Genomic DNA, 20,236 nt, shown 5'->3' with positions numbered 1-20,236 from the left:
ACAGGGGGGCACAGCCTTGAGGCGCGGTGCCTGGCGGTCAATTGGCAAACGCGACACCCGCAACGAGCGCCCCAGGTGCGTGCGAACGCCCCGGGTGGGTGCGAACCTTGGTTCGCACGCTCTTCTGGCTAGTTGGCGCGTGAGCCCAGCTCCGCCGCCAGCGCCAGCCACTTGCTGCGTTGTGCCGCTGTACTGCTGCGTACAGCGCCAAGGCGGCTGACACGCACCGGGCGGATGCCGCAGAACTGCAGGATGGTGGCGCGGATCTGGGCGATGCCCGGGTCGCGGTAGACCCAGCGGTAGTACCAGGGCGGCGCATCCAGCGTGGTGATCACCCGCGCGCTGCGCCCGGCCAGCAGCCGGTCCCACCACACCGAATCGCGCCGGTAGCGGAAGGCGTACCCCGGCAGCAGCACGCGATCGAAGAAGCCCTTCAGCAGTGCTGGCATCGCGCCCCACCAGGTGGGGTAGACCAGCACCAGGTGATCGCAGGCCTCGATCGCTTCCGCGGCGTCCTGCAGGTCGGCTTCCAGCGGCTGGATCTGACGGTAGCCGTGGCGCAGTACCGGGTCGAACTGGAGGTCACCCAGGGCGATCAGGCGCACCCGGTGGCCAGCATTCTCGGCGGCGGTGGCATAGCGCTGGGCGAGGGCGCCGCACAGGCTGTCACGGTCAGGATGGCCCAGCAGGATCAGGATGGAACGGGACACGGCAACCTCGCGCAATGGAAAGTGCGCGAGGTTGGGGTCTGCCCCAGGGGCAGAGTCAAACCGGGGTGGTGCAGCCGCTGGGTTGCAGGATGCAGTCGCCGCTGCCGGAGTGCAGCCACTGCTGCAGTTCGTCGCTGACCAGCTGCAGGTCGCGCTCGACCTGTGCCAGCCGCATGCGCTCGTCGGCAATGCGGCCGCGCTGCTGCTCCAGCAAGGCCAGTACCGCTGGCCAGTCGAGCCGTCCATCGCGGCCCAGCAGGCGCGAGATCGCGGCCAGGGTGATGCCCAGCCCCAGTGCCTGGCGGATCAGCTGCACCCAGGCCACGTCCTGTTCGCTGTAGTCGCGATAGCGGTTCAGGCGTGGCACCGGCGGCAGCAGTCCGCGCGCCTCGTACAGGCGGATGGCCTTGGCACTGGCGCCGGTCAGGCGGCTGACTTCGGAGATGCGCATCGACTCAGTCCCGCACCAGCCCGCCATCGACCACCAGGTTCTGACCGGTCACCGCGCGCGACCAGGGGCTGGCGAAGAACAGCGCGGCATCGGCGAACTCGGCCGGCGTGGTGACGCTGCGCAGTGGCGTGTTGGCGGCGATGTAGTCGAACACTGCTTCCGGCGTGGCGGCGCTGGCATCGGTGGTGCGCAGCAGGCCGCCGGACAACATGTTCACGGTGATGCCATGCGGGCCGAGGTCGCCGGCCAGGGTGCGGGTCAGCGACAGCAGTGCGGCCTTGGCGGCGGTGTAGTCGTGATAGGGCACCACCGGATTCTGGAACAGGTTGGTGCCGATGTTGATCACCCGACCGAAGCGACGGGCCTGCATGCCGGGCAGGGCGGCCTGCACGGTGTTCAGCGCGCCGCGCACGCTGCCCTCGAACTGCGCCTGGAACGCCGGCCAGCCGATGTCGGCGGCGCCGTCGCGGGCATCACCATTGAACGAGAACGCTGCCAGTGCGTTGTTGACTACGGTGGTGACGCCCTGGCCGAAGTGGGCCAGGGCGTGCTGCAGCATTGCATCGACCTCGGCGCGCTCAGTGACATCGGCCGGCAGCGCGATCGCCTGTCCGCCCAGCTCGGCAGCCAGAGCACGTGCGGCGCCTTCGCTTCGGTGGTAGTTGATGATGACGCGCGCGCCCTGGGCGGCGAAGGCGCGGGCGATGTGCTGGCCAAGGCCGCGGCCGGCACCGGTGACCAGCACCAGCTGTTCGCTGATCTGCATGAGGGAACTGCCATCCATTGCATGAAAGGGCATGCAGCGTAGCAGCGATGGCGCTTGCCGGAGCGGGCGTGCTGCCGCTAGCCTGCAGGCATGAACCAGACTCCCCTGCGATTGCTGATCCACGGTGCCTCCGGGCGCATGGGCCAGGCCCTGCTGCGGCTGGCCGCCGAACATCCCGAAACCCTGCAGATCGCCGCTGCGGTGACGGGTCGTGCGCCGGCCCAGCGCGTGGTCGATGGCGTACCGTTCTTCGCGGCCAGCGAGCTGCCCGGTGCGCCGGCATTCGACGTGGCGATCGACTTCAGCCTGCCGGAGGGTTTCGACCCGATGCTGGCACTGTGCGTGGAACGTGGTGCGGGGCTGGTCTCGGGCACTACCGGCATCTCCGGCACGCAGCGCCAGGCGCTGGAGGCCGCCGCGGCGAAGATCCCGCTGGTCTGGGCCTCGAATTTCAGCCTGGGCGTGGCGGTACTGGACGAACTGGTCGAGCGCGCGGCGCAGGCGCTGGCCGGCTGGGACTGCGACATCGTCGAGTCTCACCACACCCAGAAGAAGGACGCGCCGTCGGGCACTGCACTGACCCTGGGCGCGGCCGCGCAGCGGGGCGGGGCGGAGCCGCACTATGCCAGCCTGCGCGCTGGTGACATCGTCGGCGAGCATCTGGTCCAGTTCGCCGGGCTGGGCGAGCGTATCGAGCTGGTGCACCGGGCCACCAACCGCGACATTTTCGCCCGCGGCGCCCTGTTCGCCGCACGTCAGCTGCATGGCCGCGCCCCGGGCAGCTACCGGGTACGGGATCTGCTGGACGGGCCCAGGTAACGGGCCCGGGTCGATGGTAGATGCCCACCTTGGTTGGCAGGCTTTCCGGGAAGCGCCAACCAAGGTTGGCATCTACCAGGGGCGCGGCGGACCCCGCATACGCCGCCGGATTGAAATGAATGCGCAATCGCCCGTTCATGAAGCGTGATAACCGCTGGCGCGAGCGCCCCGGCAGCGCTACAATTCGCACTCGCCGAATCACGAAAGCCGGACCGGTCCCAGACCGCACGTCCGCGCTTTTTTGCAACCGGATTTCCGTGAAGCGCAGGCGTGACTTCGGCAGCCCCCTCGGTAGCCAAAGTGAGATTCCCGTGACCCAAGCCGCAATCCTCGTCCTCGAAGACGGCACCGTATTCGAGGGCGAATCCGTAGGCGCGCCCGGCCTGTCCGTCGGTGAGGTGGTGTTCAACACCGCCATGACCGGCTACCAGGAAGTGCTGACCGACCCGTCCTACGCCCGGCAGATGGTCACGCTGACCTATCCGCATATCGGCAACACCGGCATGACCGACCAGGACAATGAAGCGTCCAAGGTGTGGTCGGCCGGCCTGATCGTGCGCGATGTTCCGCGTCGCCCCAGCAACTGGCGCAGCCAGGTGTCGCTGCAGGACTGGCTGATCCAGCGTGGCGTGGTTGCCATCGCCGGCATCGACACCCGCAAGCTGACCCGCATCCTGCGCGAGAAGGGCGCGCAGAACGGTGCGCTGATGGCCGGCGACATCGACGTGGAAAAGGCACTGGAAGCCGCCCGCAAGTTCCCGGGGCTGAAGGGCATGGATCTGGCCAAGGTCGTCACTACCGAGAAGACCTACACCTGGACCGAGGGCCAGCTGGACCTGGATGCCAACGCTTTCGTCAGCGTGCCGGCCCGGTTCAAGGTCGTGGCCTACGACTTCGGCGTGAAGACCAACATCCTGCGCATGCTGGCCGAGCGCGGCTGCGAAGTGACCGTGGTGCCGGCGCAGACCCCGGCCGCCGAAGTGCTGGCGCTGAAGCCGGATGGCGTGTTCCTGTCCAACGGCCCGGGTGACCCGGAACCGTGCGACTACGCCATCGAAGCGATCAAGACCTTCATCGACGTGAAGATCCCGACCTTCGGCATCTGCCTGGGCCACCAGCTGCTGGGCCTGGCCTCGGGCGCGCAGACCATGAAGATGGGCCACGGCCACCACGGTGCCAACCACCCGGTGCAGGACCTGGACAGCGGCCGGGTGATGATCACCTCGCAGAACCACGGCTTCGCGATCGATGAAGCGACCCTGCCGCCGACCCTGCGCGTGACCCACCGCTCGCTGTTCGATGGCACCAACCAGGGTGTCGCCCGCACCGACGTGCCGGCGTTCTCGTTCCAGGGCCATCCGGAAGCGTCGCCGGGCCCGACCGATGTCGGTCCGCTGTTCGACCGCTTCGTGGTGCTGATGGAGCAGGCCAAGGCGTGATCAGTACGCCGCCGGCCCCCCCGGTGGCGTCGCGATGGACCGTAAACCCCGCATCGCTGCTGCCCCTGGCGCGGCGCTGCGGTTCAAGATTCCTGATCGACAGCGTGCGATCACTCCCCCTTGTCACGCTGTACTGACTTAGAGAAGAAAATGCCCAAGCGCACTGACCTCAAGACCATCCTCATCATCGGTGCTGGCCCGATCGTCATCGGCCAGGCCTGCGAGTTCGACTACTCCGGCGCCCAGGCCTGCAAGGCCCTGCGTGACGAGGGTTACCGCGTGGTGCTGGTCAACAGCAACCCGGCCACGATCATGACCGACCCGGAGATGGCCGACGCCGTCTACATCGAGCCGATCAACTGGCAGACGGTCGAGAAGATCATCGCCAAGGAAAAGCCCGATGCACTGCTGCCGACCATGGGTGGCCAGACCGCGCTGAACTGCGCGCTGGACCTGGCCGACAACGGCGTGCTGGAGAAGTACAACGTCGAACTGATCGGCGCCAAGCGCGAAGCGATCCGCATGGCCGAAGACCGCGAGCTGTTCCGCGTGGCCATGGGTGAGATCGGCCTGGAGTGCCCGACCGCCGCCGTCGCCCACACCCTGGACGAAGCGCTGGAAATCCAGACCCGCGTTGGCTATCCGACCATCATCCGCCCCAGCTTCACCCTGGGCGGCAGCGGTGGCGGCATCGCCTACAACCGCGAAGAGCTGGTCGAGATCGTCAGCCGCGGCCTGGAACTGTCGCCGACCACCGAAGTGCTGGTGGAAGAGTCGGTGCTGGGCTGGAAGGAATTCGAGATGGAAGTGGTCCGCGATACGGCGGACAACTGCATCATCGTCTGCTCGATCGAGAACCTGGACCCGATGGGCGTGCACACCGGTGACTCGATCACCGTGGCGCCGGCACAGACCCTGACCGACAAGGAATACCAGCGCCTGCGCGATGCCTCCATCGCCGTGCTGCGCAAGATCGGCGTCGATACCGGTGGCTCGAACGTGCAGTTCGGCATCAACCCGAAGACCGGCCGCGTGGTCGTCATCGAGATGAACCCGCGCGTGTCGCGTTCCTCGGCGCTGGCTTCCAAGGCCACCGGCTTCCCGATCGCCAAGGTCGCCGCCAAGCTGGCCGTCGGCTACACCCTGGACGAACTGAAGAACGAAATCACCGGCGGCCTGACCCCGGCCTCGTTCGAGCCGTCCATCGATTACGTCGTCACCAAGATCCCGCGCTTCGCCTTCGAGAAGTTCCCGGCCGCCGACGCCCGCCTGACCACCCAGATGAAGTCGGTGGGTGAGGTGATGGCGATGGGCCGCACCTTCCAGGAGTCGGTGCAGAAGGCCCTGCGTGGCCTGGAAACCGGCAAGGTCGGCTTCGACCCGACCGGCCTGGACCTGGGCAACGAAGACGACCTGCAGACCCTGCGCCGCGAACTGAAGGCACCGGGTCCGGAGCGCCTGTTCTTCGTCGCCGACGCCCTCCGTGCCGGCATGAGCGTGGAAGAGATCTACGCGCTGTCCTTCATCGACCACTGGTTCCTGGACCAGATCGAGGAAATCATCGCGGCCGAAAGCGAAGTCGCCGCCGGTGGCATCGACGCACTTGACGCTGCGCGCCTGCGCAAGCTGAAGCGCGCCGGTTTCTCCGACGCGCGCCTGGCGCAGCTGGCCGGCACCAACGAAGCCGCCATCCGCGCGCTGCGTCGTGCGCACAAGGTGCGCCCGGTCTACAAGCGCGTGGACTCCTGTGCCGGCGAGTTCTCCACCGGTACCGCCTACCTGTACTCGACCTACGAGGACGAGTGCGAGGCCGCGCCGAGCAACCGCGACAAGATCATGATCCTGGGCGGTGGCCCGAACCGCATCGGCCAGGGCATCGAGTTCGACTACTGCTGCGTGCACGCGGCACTGGCGCTGCGCGAGGATGGCTATGAAACCATCATGGTCAACTGCAACCCGGAAACCGTGTCGACCGACTACGACACCTCCGACCGCCTGTACTTCGAACCGCTGACCCTGGAAGACGTGCTGGAAATCGTCGAACTGGAACAGCCGAAGGGCGTGATCGTGCAGTACGGCGGCCAGACCCCGCTGAAGCTGGCGCGCGCGCTGGAAGCCAACGGCGTGCCGGTGATCGGCACCAGCCCGGATTCGATCGACCTGGCCGAGGACCGCGAGCGCTTCCAGCAGCTGGTCGACAAGCTGGGCCTGAAGCAGCCGCCGAACCGCATCGCCCGCAACGACCAGGAAGCGCTGCTGCTGGCCCGCGAGATCGGTTACCCGCTGGTGGTGCGCCCGAGCTACGTGCTGGGCGGCCGTGCGATGGAAATCGTCTACGGCGAAGCCGACCTGGCCCGCTACGTGCGCGACGCGGTGAAGGTGTCCAACGATTCGCCGGTGCTGCTGGACCGCTTCCTCGACAACGCCGTGGAGTGCGACGTCGACATCATCGCCGACAAGGATGGCAACGTCCTGATCGGTGGCGTGATGGAGCACATCGAAGAAGCCGGCGTGCACTCGGGTGACTCGTCCTGCTCGCTGCCGCCGTACTCGCTGTCGGCCAAGACTCAGGCCGAGCTGCGCCGCCAGGTGGTGGAACTGGCCAAGGCCCTGAACGTGGTTGGCCTGATGAACACCCAGTTCGCGATCCAGACCAACGACGACGGTGATGACACCATCTATCTGCTGGAAGTGAACCCGCGTGCCTCGCGCACCGTGCCGTTCGTGTCCAAGGCCACCGGCATGCCGCTGGCCAAGATCGCCGCGCGCTGCATGGCCGGCAAGAGCCTGGCCGAGCAGGGCGCGACCAAGGAGATCGTGCCGGACTACTACTCGGTGAAGGAAGCGATCTTCCCGTTCGCCAAGTTCCAGGGCGTCGACCCGATCCTCGGGCCGGAGATGCGCTCCACCGGTGAGGTGATGGGCGTGGGCCGCAGCTTCAACGCCGCCTTCGCGCGTGCGCAGGAAGCCGGCGGCATCAAGGCACCGCCGGTCGGCAAGGCCTTCGTTTCGGTCCGCGATCCGGACAAGAAGCGCGTGCTGCCGGTGGCCAAGGCACTGCTGGCGCGTGGCTACAGCCTGGTCGCGACCCGTGGCACCGCCGCGTGGCTGCAGCAGCACGGCATGGACTGCGAGATCATCAACAAGGTGGTCGAAGGCCGTCCGCACATCGTCGACTCGATCAAGAACGGCGAGATCGTCTACATCGTCAACACGACCGAAGGTCGTTCGGCGATCAACGACTCGTTCTCGATCCGTCGCGAGGCGCTGCAGCATCGCGTTACCTACTCGACCACCATTGCCGGCGCCAAGGCGCTGGTGGATTCACTGGAATTCCGCGGCACCGGCCCCGTCTGGTCGCTGCAGGAGCTGCACAAGGAGTTGAATGCATGAGAGCCCCCATCACGATGAAGGGCGCGCAGAAGCTGCGCGACGAACTGGATCACCTGAAGTCGGTCAAGCGCCCCAAGGTGATCGCCGCCATCGCCGAAGCACGTGAGCATGGCGACCTGAAGGAGAACGCCGAGTACCACGCCGCGCGCGAGGAACAGGGCTTCATCGAAGGCCGCATCAAGCAGCTCGAAGGCGAGCTGTCGCACGCCGAGATCATCGACGTGAGCAAGCTCAATGCAGGCTCCAAGGTGGTGTTCGGCGCCAGCGTGACGCTGGCCGACGTGGAAACCGACGAAGAGAAGAAGTACCAGATCGTCGGTGACCTGGAGGCGGACATCAAGCAGGGCCTGATCGCGATTTCCTCGCCGGTGGCGCGCGCGATGATCGGCAAGCTGGAAGGTGATTCGATCGTGATCGACGCCCCGGCCGGCCAACGCGAGTACGAGATCGTCAGCGTCAGCTACGTGGACTGACCCGGTGGCAACGGCGACCCTGCTGTTGCCGGCACGCAGCCGCTTTGCCGCGGCTGCGTTGCCGGACGATGTGGCGCGCGCGCTTGGCCGCGCCACGACGGTGCAGGTCGCACCGGGTGAACGCGCGCAGCTGACGCGCCATTTCACGGTCGCCGCGCCGCAGTGGCCGGTGGCCGCGTTGACCCGCCAGCGCGACGTCGGCGATGCCGCTGGCGCCAGCTGGCTGCGTGCCGATCCGGCCTGCATGGTGCCGGACATGCATGGCGCGCGGATGATGGCCTACGGCGAAACGCTGCGACCGACCCTGGCCGACTGCCTGGCCCTGCTGCCGGTGCTGCAGCCGTTGTTCGCCGATGCCGGATTCGTGCTCGACGCGCCGGACCCTTCGCGCTGGTACCTGCGCCTGCCGATCGACCTGGCCCTGCCGGACTTCGACAGTCCGGACGAGGTGCTGGGCGATGACCTGTTCTCGCACCTGCCGGAAGGCGAGGGCGGCCGCCGTTGGCGGGCGCTGATGACCGAAGCGCAGGTACTGCTGCATAACCATTCCTGGAACCAGCAGCGCGCCGCGCAGGGGCAACAGCCAATCAATTCGCTGTGGTTCTGGGGTGGTGGCGTGATGCCGGTGTCGGTCAGCACGCCGCACGCACAGGTGCGCAGCCGCGATGCGCTGCTGCAAGGCCTGGCTCTTGCGGCTGGCGTAGCCGTGGATGGCGAGCAGGCGGTGGATGCACTGGTTGATCTGCGCCAGCTGCGCTCGCTGCAGCAGCTCGGCAACGATGCGATCCGTCCGCTGCTGGCCGCGCTCAAGCGCGGCGAGCTGCAGCGGCTGGTGCTGGATTTCGAGGACGGCCTGCAGTTCCAGCTGGATCGCGGACAGCACTGGCAGTTCTGGAAGAAGCCGCGCCAGCTTCACGACTGATCGGGGTCTCCGCCGAGCGGGGTCGGGTCCGTTTTCCATCGGAAAACGGCGTTGACCCCGATGTTTGCCGGGGTTGCCGGCCAGCGGGCGGCACTATCGCAGGTAGCGGCCCCTCAACGGACCTCGCTGACCACCGTCGGCAGCTGCCAATGACCACCCGCCACGCCGCGGCACTGCCCGGTGGTGAACTCGCCGCTCTTCACGAATCGCGCGCCATCCCAGGCCCAGTCGTGGCCGGAGAAGCAGTCACCGATGCCGCGTCCACGGAAGCGCCCACGCAGCGTCGCGTCATCGCGATCAAAGTCCTCCGCGTTGGAGGTCACGAACTTCGCCTGGTACGGCGCCTTGTCCTGCACTACCCAGTAGCCGCTGCTGAAGTTGTAGGCACCCATGAAGCAGCTGGTGCTTGCCAGTACATGCTGGGCGTCCAGTCGCTGGATCTCGATCTCGTCTGTCCCACCCTCGCTCAGGCGGCCGCACTCATCCGGCTTCGGCAGGCTGGCGATCAGTGCCTTGCGCAGGCCCGGTGCGTTCGCCAGTGCCGCGTCCGAGGCGCGCGGTGCCACCAGCGTGCCGCGCATGATCACTGGCACCGGCAACGCCGCAGGCACGCTCGCTTCAGCCTTGTCGCCACGCCGCACCAGCGCACCGGGCGTGCCCAGCCGGCCCTGGGCCTCGTCCATCTTCAGCAGTACGGCCGCTGCACCACTGTCGGAGATCGGCCACGCCTTGCCCTTGCCGTCGATGATGTCGATGCGTGCGTGGCGCGGCAGCGCGGCGACCAGCGCATCGGTCTGTCCCTGCTGCAGCAGTACTTGATCTCCTTCGCCGGTGTCGCGCACCGGGCCCAGGTCCTTGCCGTTCAGGCGCAGGCGCAGCGCCCCGGTCGGCGTCGCGCTTTCGCCATCCTCGCCATTGCGCAGCCGCGCGAGCACCTTCGTACCCGGGCCGCCCGCGCGTTCCAGCATCAGGCTGAGCAGATTGCCGGGTTGTTCCGGACTGTAGCCGGCGGCGCGGCAGGTGCGGGTGTTGTCACAGGCCAGCGACCAGTCGTTGTGCTGGAACTGCACGCCGGCCTTCGGTTCGGGCGTGGCGGCGTGGGTGGCCGGGGCCAGGGCGAGGCCCAGCAGCGCGGGAAGGAGCGTGCGATGCATGCGTTGAAGTCCATTTCCGGGCCGACAAGCATGGAAGATGGGCTGGCAAATTCCAAATGCCGGCGATCGGGGTGGAGCCTCCTGCGGGCAGAGAGATCCGACCCCGCGCTATCATGGGCATGTCTTCCGCAACCCGGCGATGCCGATGTCCCTTGCCGCCGATGCTGCGCAGCCGTCCTCTGATACGCCGATGATCCGCCGCCGCGATGCGGTCGTGCCCGGCAGCTGGCCAGACGGCACGCTGCCACTGCTGGCGCGACTCTATGCCAGCCGCGGCGCCGGTACGCCAGAGCTGGCACTGCCGAAGCTGGGCAGCCTCCACGCGCCGGAGCTGCTGACCGGCATCGATGATGCGGTGGGTCTGCTGATCGAGGCCATCGCCAACGACAAGCGCATCCTGGTGGTCGGCGATTTCGATTGCGATGGCGCCACCGCCTGTGCGGTCGGCGTGCGGGGCCTGCGCATGCTCGGCGCGCAACACGTCTTCCACGCGGTGCCGAACCGCATGGTGCACGGCTACGGCCTGTCACCTTCTCTGGTGGAGGAGCTGGCCGAGCTGCAGCCGGACCTGCTGGTCACGGTCGACCACGGCATCGCCTGCCATGCGGGCGTGATCGCGGCCAAGGCACGTGGCTGGCAGGTACTGGTCACCGACCATCACCTTCCCGGTCCGCAGCTGCCGCCGGCCGATGTCATCGTCGATCCCAATCTGGACGGCGATGCGTTCCCCAGCAAGTCGCTGGCCGGCGTCGGTGTGATCTTCTACGTGCTGATGGCGCTGCGCCGTCACATGCGCGAGGCCGGCGTCTTCGCCGATGGCAAGGGGCCGGACCTGACCACGCTGCTGGACCTGGTGGCGGTCGGCACCGTTGCCGACCTGGTGGCGCTGGATCCGAACAACCGGGCACTGGTCAGCGCGGGCCTGCGCCGTCTGCGCGCGGGGCAGGGCTGCGTCGGCCTGCGAGCGCTGATCGAAGCCAGCGGCCGTGATGCGGCGCGGCTGACCGCCACCGACATCGGCTTCGCGCTCGGCCCGCGCCTGAATGCCGCGGGCCGGCTGGAAGACATGGCGCTGGGCATCGCGCTGTTGCTGACCGAAGACCCGCGCCAGGCGCGGGAGATCGCGCAGACGCTGGAGCAGATCAACTCAGAACGCCGCGCGGTGCAGCAGGCGATGACCGATGACGCCGAGCAGGCGTTGACCCGCGTGGTGCTGGACATGGCCGGTCAGCGACCGGTGGCGGCCTGCCTGTTCGATGCCGACTGGCATCCAGGCGTGGTCGGCCTGGTCGCATCGAAAATGAAGGATCGCCTGCATCGCCCGGTGATCGCCTTCGCCCCGGCCGAACCCGGCGCCGACACCCTGCGAGGCTCGGCGCGCTCGATTCCCGGCCTGCACATCCGTGACGCGCTGGCGTTGGTCGATGCACGCCATCCGGGCCTGATCGAGCGCTTCGGTGGGCATGCCATGGCGGCCGGCCTCAGCCTGCGGCGTGACCACGTCGATTCCTTCAAGGCCGCCTTCGTCGCGGTGGTGCTGGAAATGCTCGACCCGGCGGCACTGCAGCAGCAGGTGCTCAGCGACGGCGAACTGGCCGCGGACGAGCTCGATCATCGCCACGCCGATGCGCTGCGGTTGGCCGGCCCATGGGGCCAGGGCTTCCCCGAACCCCTGTTCGACGGCCACTTCGAAGTGGCCAACTGGCGCGTGCTGAAGGAGCGCCACCTGAAGCTGGAACTGCGCCTGCCGGGCGTGCCCGGCACCATCAACGCCATCCATTTCGGCGGCTGGCACGGCAATGCGCCTGGCCGCCACGTGCACCTCGCCTACCGCCTGGCCTGCGATGACTACCGTGGCGGCAGCGCCATCCAGCTGATCATCGAACACTGCCTGCCCGCCTAGAAAAAGGGGACGGAGGGGATTAAGCCGCTTTTGCCTTGTTTGCCAATTGCGACTTAATCCCCTCCGTCCCCTTTTGGGGTCTCCCAACCCCGTTACGGTTGCTGGTGCGTTCAACGATCCACGATCCCACTGGAGTCCGGTCATGGTCTTCGCCCGTTGCTGCACTGTGTTGTTGCTGGCCCTTGCGGCCTGGCCCGCTGGCGCACAGTCGCCGCCGATCTCCCGGCCGCAAGCCAGCACGCCGTTGTTGATTGCCCCGGCTGCCGAGCAGGCGGTCCAACTGCGACACGCCCGCATCGAAGGCGAAGTCCAGGCCGGCATTGCCCAGACCCGGATCACCTTGGAATTCCACAACCCGAACCGTCGTGTGCTGGAGGGTGAGCTGCAATTCCCGCTGGCTGATGGCCAGCAGATCACCGGCTTCGCGCTGGATATCAACGGCGAGATGCGTGACGCGGTGCCGGTGGCCAAGGACCGCGGCCGCCAGGTGTTCGAGGAAATCGCCCGCCGTGGTGTCGATCCGGGCCTGCTGGAACAGACCGCCGGCAACCAGTTCCGCCTGCGCGTCTACCCGCTGCCGGCCGGTGGCAGTCGGCGTGTGCAGCTGGTGATCCGCGAACCGCTGGCCTTCGCCGGGCAAAGCTGGCAGTGGACGCTGCCGCTGCAGTTCGCCGCCGGTGCAGCCTCGGTTGAACTGAAGGTGCATGCTCCCGACGCGGCCACCGCAGGTACTGCGCCATTCCGCATCAGCGCGGGCCAGCTGCAGTGGCAGGGCAAGGGTGCGCAGCTGCCGAAGCAACTGCAGTGGAACCTGCCGGCAGCCCGCCACGCACAGGTGCAGGTGGCGCCCTGGCAGGATGGGCACTACCTGTTGGCACAGCTGCCGGTGGCGGCCAGCAGTACACCCCGCACGTTGCCGAGCGAGATCGGCCTGCTGTGGGATGGCTCCGGTTCGGCGGGGCAGCGCGATCGCATACGTGAGTTCGCCCTGCTGGATCGCTATTTCGCCGCGCTGGGTGACGGCACCGTGGCCTTGACCGTCCTGCGCGATCGCGCCGAGCCGGTGCGTCGATTCCGTATCCGCGCCGGCAACTGGAACGAGCTGCGCGCAGCGTTGCAGGCGGTGCGCCCTGACGGTGCCAGCGCGCTGGCGCAGTGGCAGCCGCAGCCGGGCGTGAAGGAATACCTGCTGGTCAGCGATGGACTGTTGACCTACGGGCCGGAACAGCTGCCGGCGATGGCGCCGGATCAACGCTTGTTTGCGGTCAGCAGCGCCGGTGCGCGCACCGATGCCGTGCGACTGCGTGGTTGGAGCGAAGCGCGTGGCGGCCGCTTCGTTGCGCTGGGCGAGGATGTCGATTCGGCGGCGCGCGAGCTGCTGTCGTCGCCGCTGGATGTGCAGGTCGATGCGGGGCGCGGCGTGCAGGACGTGGTTATCGATCGTCGCAGTGAAGCCCAGGGCTGGCTGTGGCTGCACGCACGACTGGCCGCCGACGGCGTGCCGATGCGGGTGCGCGTGGGTGGCGGCGAATGGCAGGCGCTGCCCGCCACGCAGAAGAGCAACGACGGAGAACTGCTGGCGGGCTTGTGGGCGCAGGCGCGCCTGCAGCAGCTGGCCGCCGACCGCCGTGGCAACCGCGAGTCGATGCAGCGGCTGTCGCAGCAGTTTGGCCTGGTCGGCCCGGACACCTCGCTGATCGTGCTGGAGACGCTGGAGGACTACCTGCGCTATGCGATCCGCCCTTCGGGCACGCTGCGCGCCGGGTACGACGCCAGGTTTGCAGTGCAGGTAAGAGATCGCGCCGCTGCTGATCGCCAGCGCCTGGATGAAGTGGCGGCACGCTGGAAGGAGCGCCAGCAGTGGTGGAGCCGCAGCTGGCCGAAGGGCGGGCCGCCGCAGGCGAAGGGCGGGGCGCTGGAAGTGGCCTCGGCGGACTACGCGATGGAATCGGCGCCGGTGGCAATGCTCGCCGCGCCGGCCCCTGCGGCACCGCCCGCCCCGGCACCGATGGCCGCCGCCGCCGAGCAGCGCATGGAAGCCAGCAGCGCGCGTGCGCGTCGCTCTGCGCCTGCATCGAACAAGGCCCTGGATTCAATAACGGTCACTGGTGGTCGTGTCGCTGCGCCCGCTGCCGCCAACGAGGGCGAGCTCGGCATCCAGCTGGCGGCCTGGCAGTCGGATTCGGCCATCGCCCGGCGCCTGCGTCAGGGCCCGGCGTCGCAACTGTATGACCGCTACCTGGCCGAGCGCGATGCGCATGCCGACAGCAGCGCGTTCTTCCTCGACGTAGCCGACCTGCTGCTGGAGCAGGGTCAGCGCGACCTGGCACTGCGTGTGCTGTCGAACCTGGCCGAGATGGATCTGGACAACCGCCACCTGCTGCGCGTGCTCGGTTACCGGCTGATGCAGGCTGATGCCCCCGCACTGGCGGTGCCGGTGTTCGAGCAGGTCCTGGCGATGGGCCAGGAAGAACCGCAGAGCTTCCGCGACCTGGGCCTGGCACTGGCCGCGGCCGGCAAGCCGCAGCAGGCGCTGGTGCCGCTCTACCAGGTGGTCGTGCGCCCGTGGGACAGCCGTTTCGATGGCATCGCGTTGATCGCACTGGATGAGCTGACCAACCTGGTGGCACGCAGCACCCCCCGGTTGGATACCTCGGCCATCGACCCGCGCCTGCTGCAGGCAATGCCACTGGACCTGCGCGTGGTGCTGTCGTGGGACGCCGACAACAGCGACATGGACCTGTGGGTGACCGACCCGAACGGCGAGCGCGCCTACTACGGCAACCGCCTGACCTACCAGGGTGGGCAGATGTCGGAGGACTTCACCGGTGGCTATGGCCCCGAGCAGTTCTCTCTGCGCAACGCCAAGCCAGGCAAGTACAAGGTGGAAGCGAACTACTTCGGAAGCCGGCAGCAGCTGGTGACCGGCGCGACGACCCTGATGCTGCGCCTGACCACCCACTGGGGCACGGCCAAGCAGAAGGACCAGATGGTGACGATGCGCCTGAAGGACCGTGCCGAGACCGTGCTGGTGGGCGAGTTCGAGGTGCGTTGATCGCTCGGACGTCCGCGTAGCGTCGAGCTTGCTCGACTGCTTTGCTGTAGAGCCGGGGCCATGCCCGGATCACGGCACAGGCAGCCGAGCCTCGGCGCGGCTCTACAACGCCACGGTGCGCGCCTTTGACGCCGCTGGCGGTTCGGCACGCAGGCCGAACAGGGGCCGCAGCCAACGCACGCGACGGATCAGCAGTTCGTGGATCAGCAGGCAGCCGCCCACCGTGCCGCCCAGCAGCAGTGCCGGTTCCAGCCACGGTCCCAACTGAAGCGGCCTGAGCCAGAACAACAGCACGATGATCAGGCTCTGGTGCAGCATGTACCACGGATAGATCGCCTCGGTACAGTACGGCAGCCAGCGGAACGGGCGATCGAGGAAGACCTTTCCCCAGCCGAGGATGGCCAGCAGCGCGGTCCATACGTAAAGCGACTGGCTGGCCCGGCCCTGCAGGTCCCAGAACGGTTCGGGCCATTGCCGCAGCGGGGAATCGGCGGGCAGCACCTGGCCGAGGATGCGCAACCCCAGGTACCAGCCAACGGCAGCAAGCGCCAGCCACAGCGTGGTGCGGCGCAGGGCGACCACGCGCTGCCAGAACACCGGCTCACGACCCAGCAGGTAGCCGGCCAGGAATACCGTGGCGTACTTCGCGTGCTGGTACCAGTCGCTGAGCAGGGCATTGGTGGACGGGTAGATCGGCTCCAGCCAGATCACCCAGGCCAGCAGCAGGGCGGACGGAAGGCCGATCAGCAGCATCGGTGATGCTGCGCAGAACGCCACCGCGCGGCGCACCACCGCCGTTCCCAGCAATGGCATCAGCAGGGCCAGGGCCAGGGTGTAGTTCCAGAGATACGCCAGGTACCACAGATGGTTCCAGGTGATGCCGTACTGCCAACCGGCGAAACTCCCTTCCGGCCACGGCCGCACCTGCCAATAGCGCAGCAGGAAGTGGCCGAAGCCGGGTGCCACGTGGCCGTTGGCTACGCCTTCGCAATAGGGCTGGATCGGCACGATCACGAACATGCCGAACAGCAGCGGCAGCAGCAGCCGCCAGGTGCGCAGGCCGGCGAAGCGCAGCAACCTGCCTTCCGGCCGCATCAGCGCGATGGCGATACCCGAGATCAGGAACAGCAGCGACATCCGCCAGCGGTTGACGAACAGCATCGGCCACTGCAGCCATTCGGCGGTATGCACGCTCTTGAGGTGAAAGCCCCAGTCGTCCACGTAGGCCATGGCGGTGTGGTAGAGGATCAGCAGGGCGAAGGCGAACACGCGCAGGGCGTCGATGTCGTAGCGTCGGGTCATGGTGGTGGTGTGCCGGAGAGTCGAGCCAAGGTGACGCCGTCCGGTCCGTGCGGCGACCGGCAAGGGGCCGCTGGAACCGACGCAGTGACCAATGGCGGGGGTGGTGGGACCAATGGAGTCGCTACCCTTGGTCCCTTGAGGCAGGCTGGAGCACCGCAACGACATGGATGCAGCAATGACCCAGGGCCGACCATCGCGCTGGCGTACTTCAACCCGCCTGCTGGTATGGGCGGCGATCCTGTCGGCCTCGGCAGTGACCAATGCGCTGGTGGAAGTGATGGACGCCAGTCGCCGCGGCGCCGATCTCGGGCTGTGGGAGCCGATGATCTGGGAGTTCAGCAGCCTCGCCCTGATCCTGTTGACCCTGCCGTTGCTGTGGTGGGGCTGCGAGCGCTGGCCGCTGCATGCCGATACCTGGAGGCGGCGGTTGCCACTGTATCTGCTGGCCAGCGTCGGCTGGTCGCTGCTGCACGTGGTGGGGATGATGCTGCTGCGGCATCTGGCCTACGCGTCGCTGGGCTACCGCTACCAGGACGATGCCGGTTTGTTGGAGCGTTTTGCGTACGAGTACCTGAAGGATGTGCGCACGTTCGCGATGTTCGTGGCCCTCGAGCACTTTGCCAGCTGGTTCGGCAGGCGCAGGCAGGGCGAAGCGAGCCTGCTGGCCGAGCCCGACGTCGGCCCGCCGGTGGAGCCGGTCGAGCGCCCCCAGCATTTCCTCGTGCGCAAGCTGGGCAAGGAGTTCCTGGTTGCCACGGCCGACGTGGAGTACGCCCAGGCCGCGGGGAACTACGTGAACCTGCGGGTGCGCGGCCACGACTACCCGCTGCGCATCACCATGGCGGTGCTGGAGCAGCGGCTGGACCCAGGCGAGTTCCTGCGCCCGCATCGCAGCTGGCTGATCAATCGCGGCCAGTTGCGCTCGATCGAGCCGCTGGACGGAGGCGAGGCCCTGCTGCACATGGCCGATGGAGCCAAAGTGCCCTGCAGCCGGCGCCAGCTGCCGGTCCTGCGGCAGGCGCTGGGCGGCGCGGGCGCGGGTAGAGTCGACTGTTGGTCGACTATCGCGCGCAGCGCGGGCTCCACCGCAACCTGAATGAAAAGCAGTCGACTGACAGTCGACTCTACAGAGGCGGGTCTACCAGTCGTTGGCTCCCAGCGGCAGGCCTGGTCCCTCATTCCGGGCGCCCCCGGCCTGCGGTATCATTGGCAGTCATTTTTTGAATGCATAACCGCCGACATGATCGAACTGAATCCTGTCCGCCAGCGCATCACCGATCTGACCGATCGCGTGCTGTCGCTTCGGGGGTATCTTTGACTACGACGCCAAGAAAGAGCGTCTTGAAGAAGTAACGCGGGAGCTGGAAAGCCCCGACGTCTGGAACAACGCCGAGTACGCCCAGAACCTGGGCCGCGAGCGTTCCAGCCTGGAAAAGACCGTGGGCGGCATCGCCTCGGTGCTGGATGGCCTGAACGACGCCACCGAACTGCTCGAGCTGGCCGAGTCCGAGCAGGACGAGGACACCGCACTGGCGGTGGTCGCCGACCTGGACAAGCACCAGGCGCACGTGGAGAAGCTGGAGTTCCAGCGCATGTTCTCCGGCGAGATGGACAATGCCGCTGCGTTCGTCGACATCCAGGCCGGTGCCGGTGGCACCGAAGCCCAGGACTGGGCCGAGATCCTGCTGCGCATGTACCTGCGCTGGTGTGAATCGCGCGGCTGGAAGACCGAGCTGATGGAAGTCTCCGGTGGCGACGTCGCCGGCATCAAGTCGGCCACGCTGCGCGTGGAAGGCGACTATGCCTATGGCTGGCTGAAGACCGAGACCGGTGTGCACCGCCTGGTGCGCAAGTCGCCGTTCGACTCGGACAACCGCCGCCACACCAGCTTCACCTCGGTGTTCGTGTCGCCGGAAATCGATGACAACATCGACATCACCATCAATCCGGCCGACCTGCGTACCGACGTGTACCGTTCGTCGGGTGCCGGTGGCCAGCACGTCAACAAGACCGAGTCGGCGGTGCGCATCACCCACATCCCGACCAACATCGTCGTGGCCTGCCAGACCGGCCGCAGCCAGCATCAGAACCGCGACAACGCGATGAAGATGCTGGCCGCCAAGCTGTACGAGCTGGAGATCCAGAAGCGCAACGCCGAAAAGGACGCCGTGGAAGCGACCAAGTCCGACATCGGGTGGGGCAGCCAGATCCGCAATTACGTGCTCGACCAGAGCCGCATCAAGGACCTGCGTACCGGCATCGAACGTTCGGATACGCAGAAGGTGCTGGACGGCGATCTGGACGAGTTCGTCGAGGCCAGCCTGAAGGCCGGCCTGGCCGTGGGCTCCAAGCGCGTCGATGCCTGATCGGCGCGCCTGCGCGGATATCGTCACCCTCGTGCGCAACGCCGAGGGTGGCTTATCACGCTTCCGGTAGAGCCGAGCCCATGCTCGGCTGCTGTTGGCGCGGTAGCAGATGCGTCGAGCATGGCTCGACGCTACAACAGGTACGGCGGTAGCGATGATGCGCAGCGAAAGTGAACGCAAGGAACTCGGCGGCTTCCTCAAGGCCTGCCGCGCCCGTGTCGACCCCGCCACGCTTGGCCTGCCGGCCGGGCGGCGGCGCACCCCGGGCCTGAAGCGCGAGGAAGTGGCGCTGGCGATCGGGGTCAGCGTGAGCTGGTACACCTGGATCGAGCAGGGTCGTGAAGTGCGCGCCTCTCCCGAAGTGCTCGAGCGCCTGGCACAGGTGCTGCGCATGAGCGACGACGAACGCGCCTATGCATTCGCGCTGTCCGGCTACGGCGTGCCGCTGCAATCACCGGACGAGAGTGTGACCGACGGCCTGCGCCAGCTGGTGGAGGCGATGCAGCCGATCCCGGCGTACGTGCGCAACACCCGCTTCGACATCCTGGCCTGGAATCCGGCCATTGCCGATCTGTTCGTGGACTACAGCCAGCTGGCACCGCAAGAGCGCAATACGCTGCGACTGATGTTCCTGTACCCGCCGTACCGCACGCTGATCCTCAACTGGGAAGAAATGACCCGCGGCCTGCTGGCAGGCTTCCGCGCGGCGATGGCGCAGGCGCCGGACAAGGCCCCGTTCCTGGCGCTGGTCGAGGACATCTCGGCGCACAGCGAGGAGTTCCGCCAGTGGTGGCCGGAGCACGATGTGCGCCGGTTCGATGAAGGTGCGAAGAAGCTGAACCACCCCACGCGCGGGTTGCTGGACCTGCAGTACGTGGCGCTGGTGCCGGAGAGCCGGCATGACCTTTCCCTGGTGACCTACCTGCCGCGGAAGTAGGGGGTGTTCGGCAGGGCTTGCAGCCCTGCACCTGCTCAATGCAACGGCCAACGCCAGAGCCAGAGCTAGGTTCCGTGGTTTGGCGGGGCGGTGTCGGAGTGCGGGGACGCCGCAAGTACGTCCGTGTAGGCTTGGCAGCCGCATCCATGCGGCTGACACCCCGCACGCCGACACCGCCCCACCTTCGACAGGTTCACGCGGCTGTTGGCAACTGCGGCTTTGTTCCGCGCGGCTGTTGGTAGGTGTCGACCTTGGTCGACACGATCTTTCTCTCAGAAATCGAATGAGTCATCCACGCATGGCGTGGATCTACTGTGTCGACCAAGGTCGACACCCACCAACAGCAACGCACAGCGCCGTCCCGACAGATCGCGGGAAATTGTCGAAGGCGGGATGGGTCCGGTCGCGGGAGTGTCCGCGGCATGGATGCCGCGGCCAAGCCCCCAAGGACGGGTTTACGGCGTCTCCCGCAACCGGACCCACCCCGCCATCCCTCAGGAAACCAGCTTCTGCTGTTGCTGTTGCTGTTGCTCTGGATCGTAGCGG

15 protein-coding genes are annotated in these 20,236 nt (G+C 67.4%); 10 read left to right on the top strand and 5 right to left on the bottom strand.

From position 1 onward, the window contains the following. Window positions 1-128: 128 nt before the first annotated feature. From AC5P8Y_RS12030 to AC5P8Y_RS12020, 3 genes are read right to left on the bottom strand one after another with little or no spacing between them, the layout of a single operon-like run. Window positions 129-710 carry an NAD(P)H-dependent oxidoreductase gene (locus AC5P8Y_RS12030; protein ID WP_231522777.1) on the bottom strand — a complete coding sequence of 194 codons (582 nt, stop codon included), beginning with the start codon at window positions 708-710 and terminating at the stop codon, window positions 129-131. Window positions 711-765: 55 nt separating this feature from the next. Then, window positions 766-1,161: a MerR family transcriptional regulator gene (locus AC5P8Y_RS12025; protein ID WP_049452212.1), complete on the bottom strand. Its 396-nt coding sequence runs from the start codon at window positions 1,159-1,161 to the stop codon at window positions 766-768. Window positions 1,162-1,165: 4 nt separating this feature from the next. Continuing rightward, window positions 1,166-1,927: a 3-oxoacyl-ACP reductase gene (locus AC5P8Y_RS12020; RefSeq protein WP_414486345.1), complete on the bottom strand. Its 762-nt coding sequence runs from the start codon at window positions 1,925-1,927 to the stop codon at window positions 1,166-1,168. A 90-nt stretch (window positions 1,928-2,017) separates the two neighbouring features. Here AC5P8Y_RS12020 and dapB point away from each other — a divergent pair, with 90 nt between their 5' ends. From dapB to AC5P8Y_RS11995, 5 genes are all read left to right on the top strand, one after another. Next, window positions 2,018-2,746: a 4-hydroxy-tetrahydrodipicolinate reductase gene (dapB, locus tag AC5P8Y_RS12015; protein WP_080354654.1), complete on the top strand. Its 729-nt coding sequence runs from the start codon at window positions 2,018-2,020 to the stop codon at window positions 2,744-2,746. 311 nt (window positions 2,747-3,057) lie between these two features. After that, entirely contained in the window at window positions 3,058-4,185 is a 1,128-nt protein-coding gene (gene carA / locus AC5P8Y_RS12010) for a glutamine-hydrolyzing carbamoyl-phosphate synthase small subunit (protein WP_014646993.1), read from the top strand. 150 nt (window positions 4,186-4,335) lie between these two features. Beyond that, complete coding sequence (gene carB, locus AC5P8Y_RS12005) at window positions 4,336-7,578, top strand: carbamoyl-phosphate synthase large subunit (protein ID WP_495201981.1); 3,243 nt, start codon at window positions 4,336-4,338, stop codon at window positions 7,576-7,578. 8 nt (window positions 7,579-7,586) lie between these two features. Further along, on the top strand, window positions 7,587-8,051 hold the full coding sequence (gene greA, locus AC5P8Y_RS12000) for a transcription elongation factor GreA (RefSeq protein ID WP_181453298.1): 465 nt from the start codon (window positions 7,587-7,589) through the stop codon (window positions 8,049-8,051). Between the two features lie 4 nt (window positions 8,052-8,055). Then, a complete protein-coding gene (locus tag AC5P8Y_RS11995) occupies window positions 8,056-8,973 on the top strand; it encodes a phosphoglycerate mutase (protein WP_033833450.1) in 918 nt (305 codons plus the stop codon). Window positions 8,974-9,086: 113 nt separating this feature from the next. Here the strand turns inward: AC5P8Y_RS11995 and AC5P8Y_RS11990 are convergent, their stop codons facing one another. After that, window positions 9,087-10,127 (bottom strand): DUF1176 domain-containing protein, encoded by a 1,041-nt coding sequence (locus AC5P8Y_RS11990; RefSeq protein ID WP_033833449.1) that lies wholly within the window; start codon window positions 10,125-10,127, stop codon window positions 9,087-9,089. A 145-nt stretch (window positions 10,128-10,272) separates the two neighbouring features. Here AC5P8Y_RS11990 and recJ point away from each other — a divergent pair, with 145 nt between their 5' ends. Continuing rightward, on the top strand, window positions 10,273-12,030 hold the full coding sequence (recJ, locus tag AC5P8Y_RS11985; RefSeq protein ID WP_495201980.1) for a single-stranded-DNA-specific exonuclease RecJ: 1,758 nt from the start codon (window positions 10,273-10,275) through the stop codon (window positions 12,028-12,030). A gap of 142 nt (window positions 12,031-12,172) precedes the next feature. Beyond that, the gene (locus tag AC5P8Y_RS11980; RefSeq protein WP_495201979.1) at window positions 12,173-15,085 is read left to right on the top strand and encodes a DUF2135 domain-containing protein; all 2,913 of its coding nucleotides are present in this window, start codon (window positions 12,173-12,175) and stop codon (window positions 15,083-15,085) included. Between the two features lie 102 nt (window positions 15,086-15,187). On the opposite strand, the gene AC5P8Y_RS11975 is transcribed toward AC5P8Y_RS11980, so the two are convergent. After that, a complete protein-coding gene (locus AC5P8Y_RS11975) occupies window positions 15,188-16,387 on the bottom strand; it encodes an acyltransferase family protein (protein WP_049402813.1) in 1,200 nt (399 codons plus the stop codon). Window positions 16,388-16,562: 175 nt separating this feature from the next. Between AC5P8Y_RS11975 and AC5P8Y_RS11970 the strand changes: the two genes are divergently transcribed. The 3 genes from AC5P8Y_RS11970 to AC5P8Y_RS11960 all read left to right on the top strand — a co-directional run bounded on the left by AC5P8Y_RS11970 (window position 16,563) and on the right by AC5P8Y_RS11960 (window position 19,690). Next, the gene (locus AC5P8Y_RS11970) at window positions 16,563-17,483 is read left to right on the top strand and encodes a LytTR family DNA-binding domain-containing protein (protein WP_024958345.1); all 921 of its coding nucleotides are present in this window, start codon (window positions 16,563-16,565) and stop codon (window positions 17,481-17,483) included. Window positions 17,484-17,627: 144 nt separating this feature from the next. Next, window positions 17,628-18,753 (top strand): peptide chain release factor 2 gene (gene prfB, locus AC5P8Y_RS11965; RefSeq protein ID WP_014037064.1). Its coding sequence is split into 2 segments (ribosomal slippage): window positions 17,628-17,702 and window positions 17,704-18,753, totalling 1,125 coding nucleotides; the frame shifts between segments, so codons are not numbered across the junction. A gap of 154 nt (window positions 18,754-18,907) precedes the next feature. After that, on the top strand, window positions 18,908-19,690 hold the full coding sequence (locus AC5P8Y_RS11960) for a helix-turn-helix transcriptional regulator (protein ID WP_033833445.1): 783 nt from the start codon (window positions 18,908-18,910) through the stop codon (window positions 19,688-19,690). Window positions 19,691-20,236: the final 546 nt, after the last annotated feature.

The organism is Stenotrophomonas sp. YJH_SMC_12-1, assembly GCF_059370935.1.
Note: the sequence above shows the minus strand (reverse complement) of the source record. Positions and strands in the feature narration are given on the sequence as shown.

Excerpts from the sequence above, each read along its gene's own strand:
- AC5P8Y_RS12025 (WP_049452212.1), bottom strand. The coding sequence starts at position 1,161 with ATGCGCATCTCCGAAGTCAGCCGCCTGACCGGCGCCAGTGCCAAGGCC.
- AC5P8Y_RS12020 (WP_414486345.1), bottom strand. The coding sequence starts at position 1,927 with ATGCAGATCAGCGAACAGCTGGTGCTGGTCACCGGTGCCGGCCGCGGC.
- dapB (WP_080354654.1), top strand. The coding sequence starts at position 2,018 with ATGAACCAGACTCCCCTGCGATTGCTGATCCACGGTGCCTCCGGGCGC.
- carB (WP_495201981.1), top strand. The coding sequence starts at position 4,336 with ATGCCCAAGCGCACTGACCTCAAGACCATCCTCATCATCGGTGCTGGC.
- AC5P8Y_RS11990 (WP_033833449.1), bottom strand. The coding sequence starts at position 10,127 with ATGCATCGCACGCTCCTTCCCGCGCTGCTGGGCCTCGCCCTGGCCCCG.
- recJ (WP_495201980.1), top strand. The coding sequence starts at position 10,273 with ATGTCCCTTGCCGCCGATGCTGCGCAGCCGTCCTCTGATACGCCGATG.
- AC5P8Y_RS11980 (WP_495201979.1), top strand. The coding sequence starts at position 12,173 with ATGGTCTTCGCCCGTTGCTGCACTGTGTTGTTGCTGGCCCTTGCGGCC.
- AC5P8Y_RS11975 (WP_049402813.1), bottom strand. The coding sequence starts at position 16,387 with ATGACCCGACGCTACGACATCGACGCCCTGCGCGTGTTCGCCTTCGCC.
- AC5P8Y_RS11970 (WP_024958345.1), top strand. The coding sequence starts at position 16,563 with ATGACCCAGGGCCGACCATCGCGCTGGCGTACTTCAACCCGCCTGCTG.
- AC5P8Y_RS11960 (WP_033833445.1), top strand. The coding sequence starts at position 18,908 with ATGATGCGCAGCGAAAGTGAACGCAAGGAACTCGGCGGCTTCCTCAAG.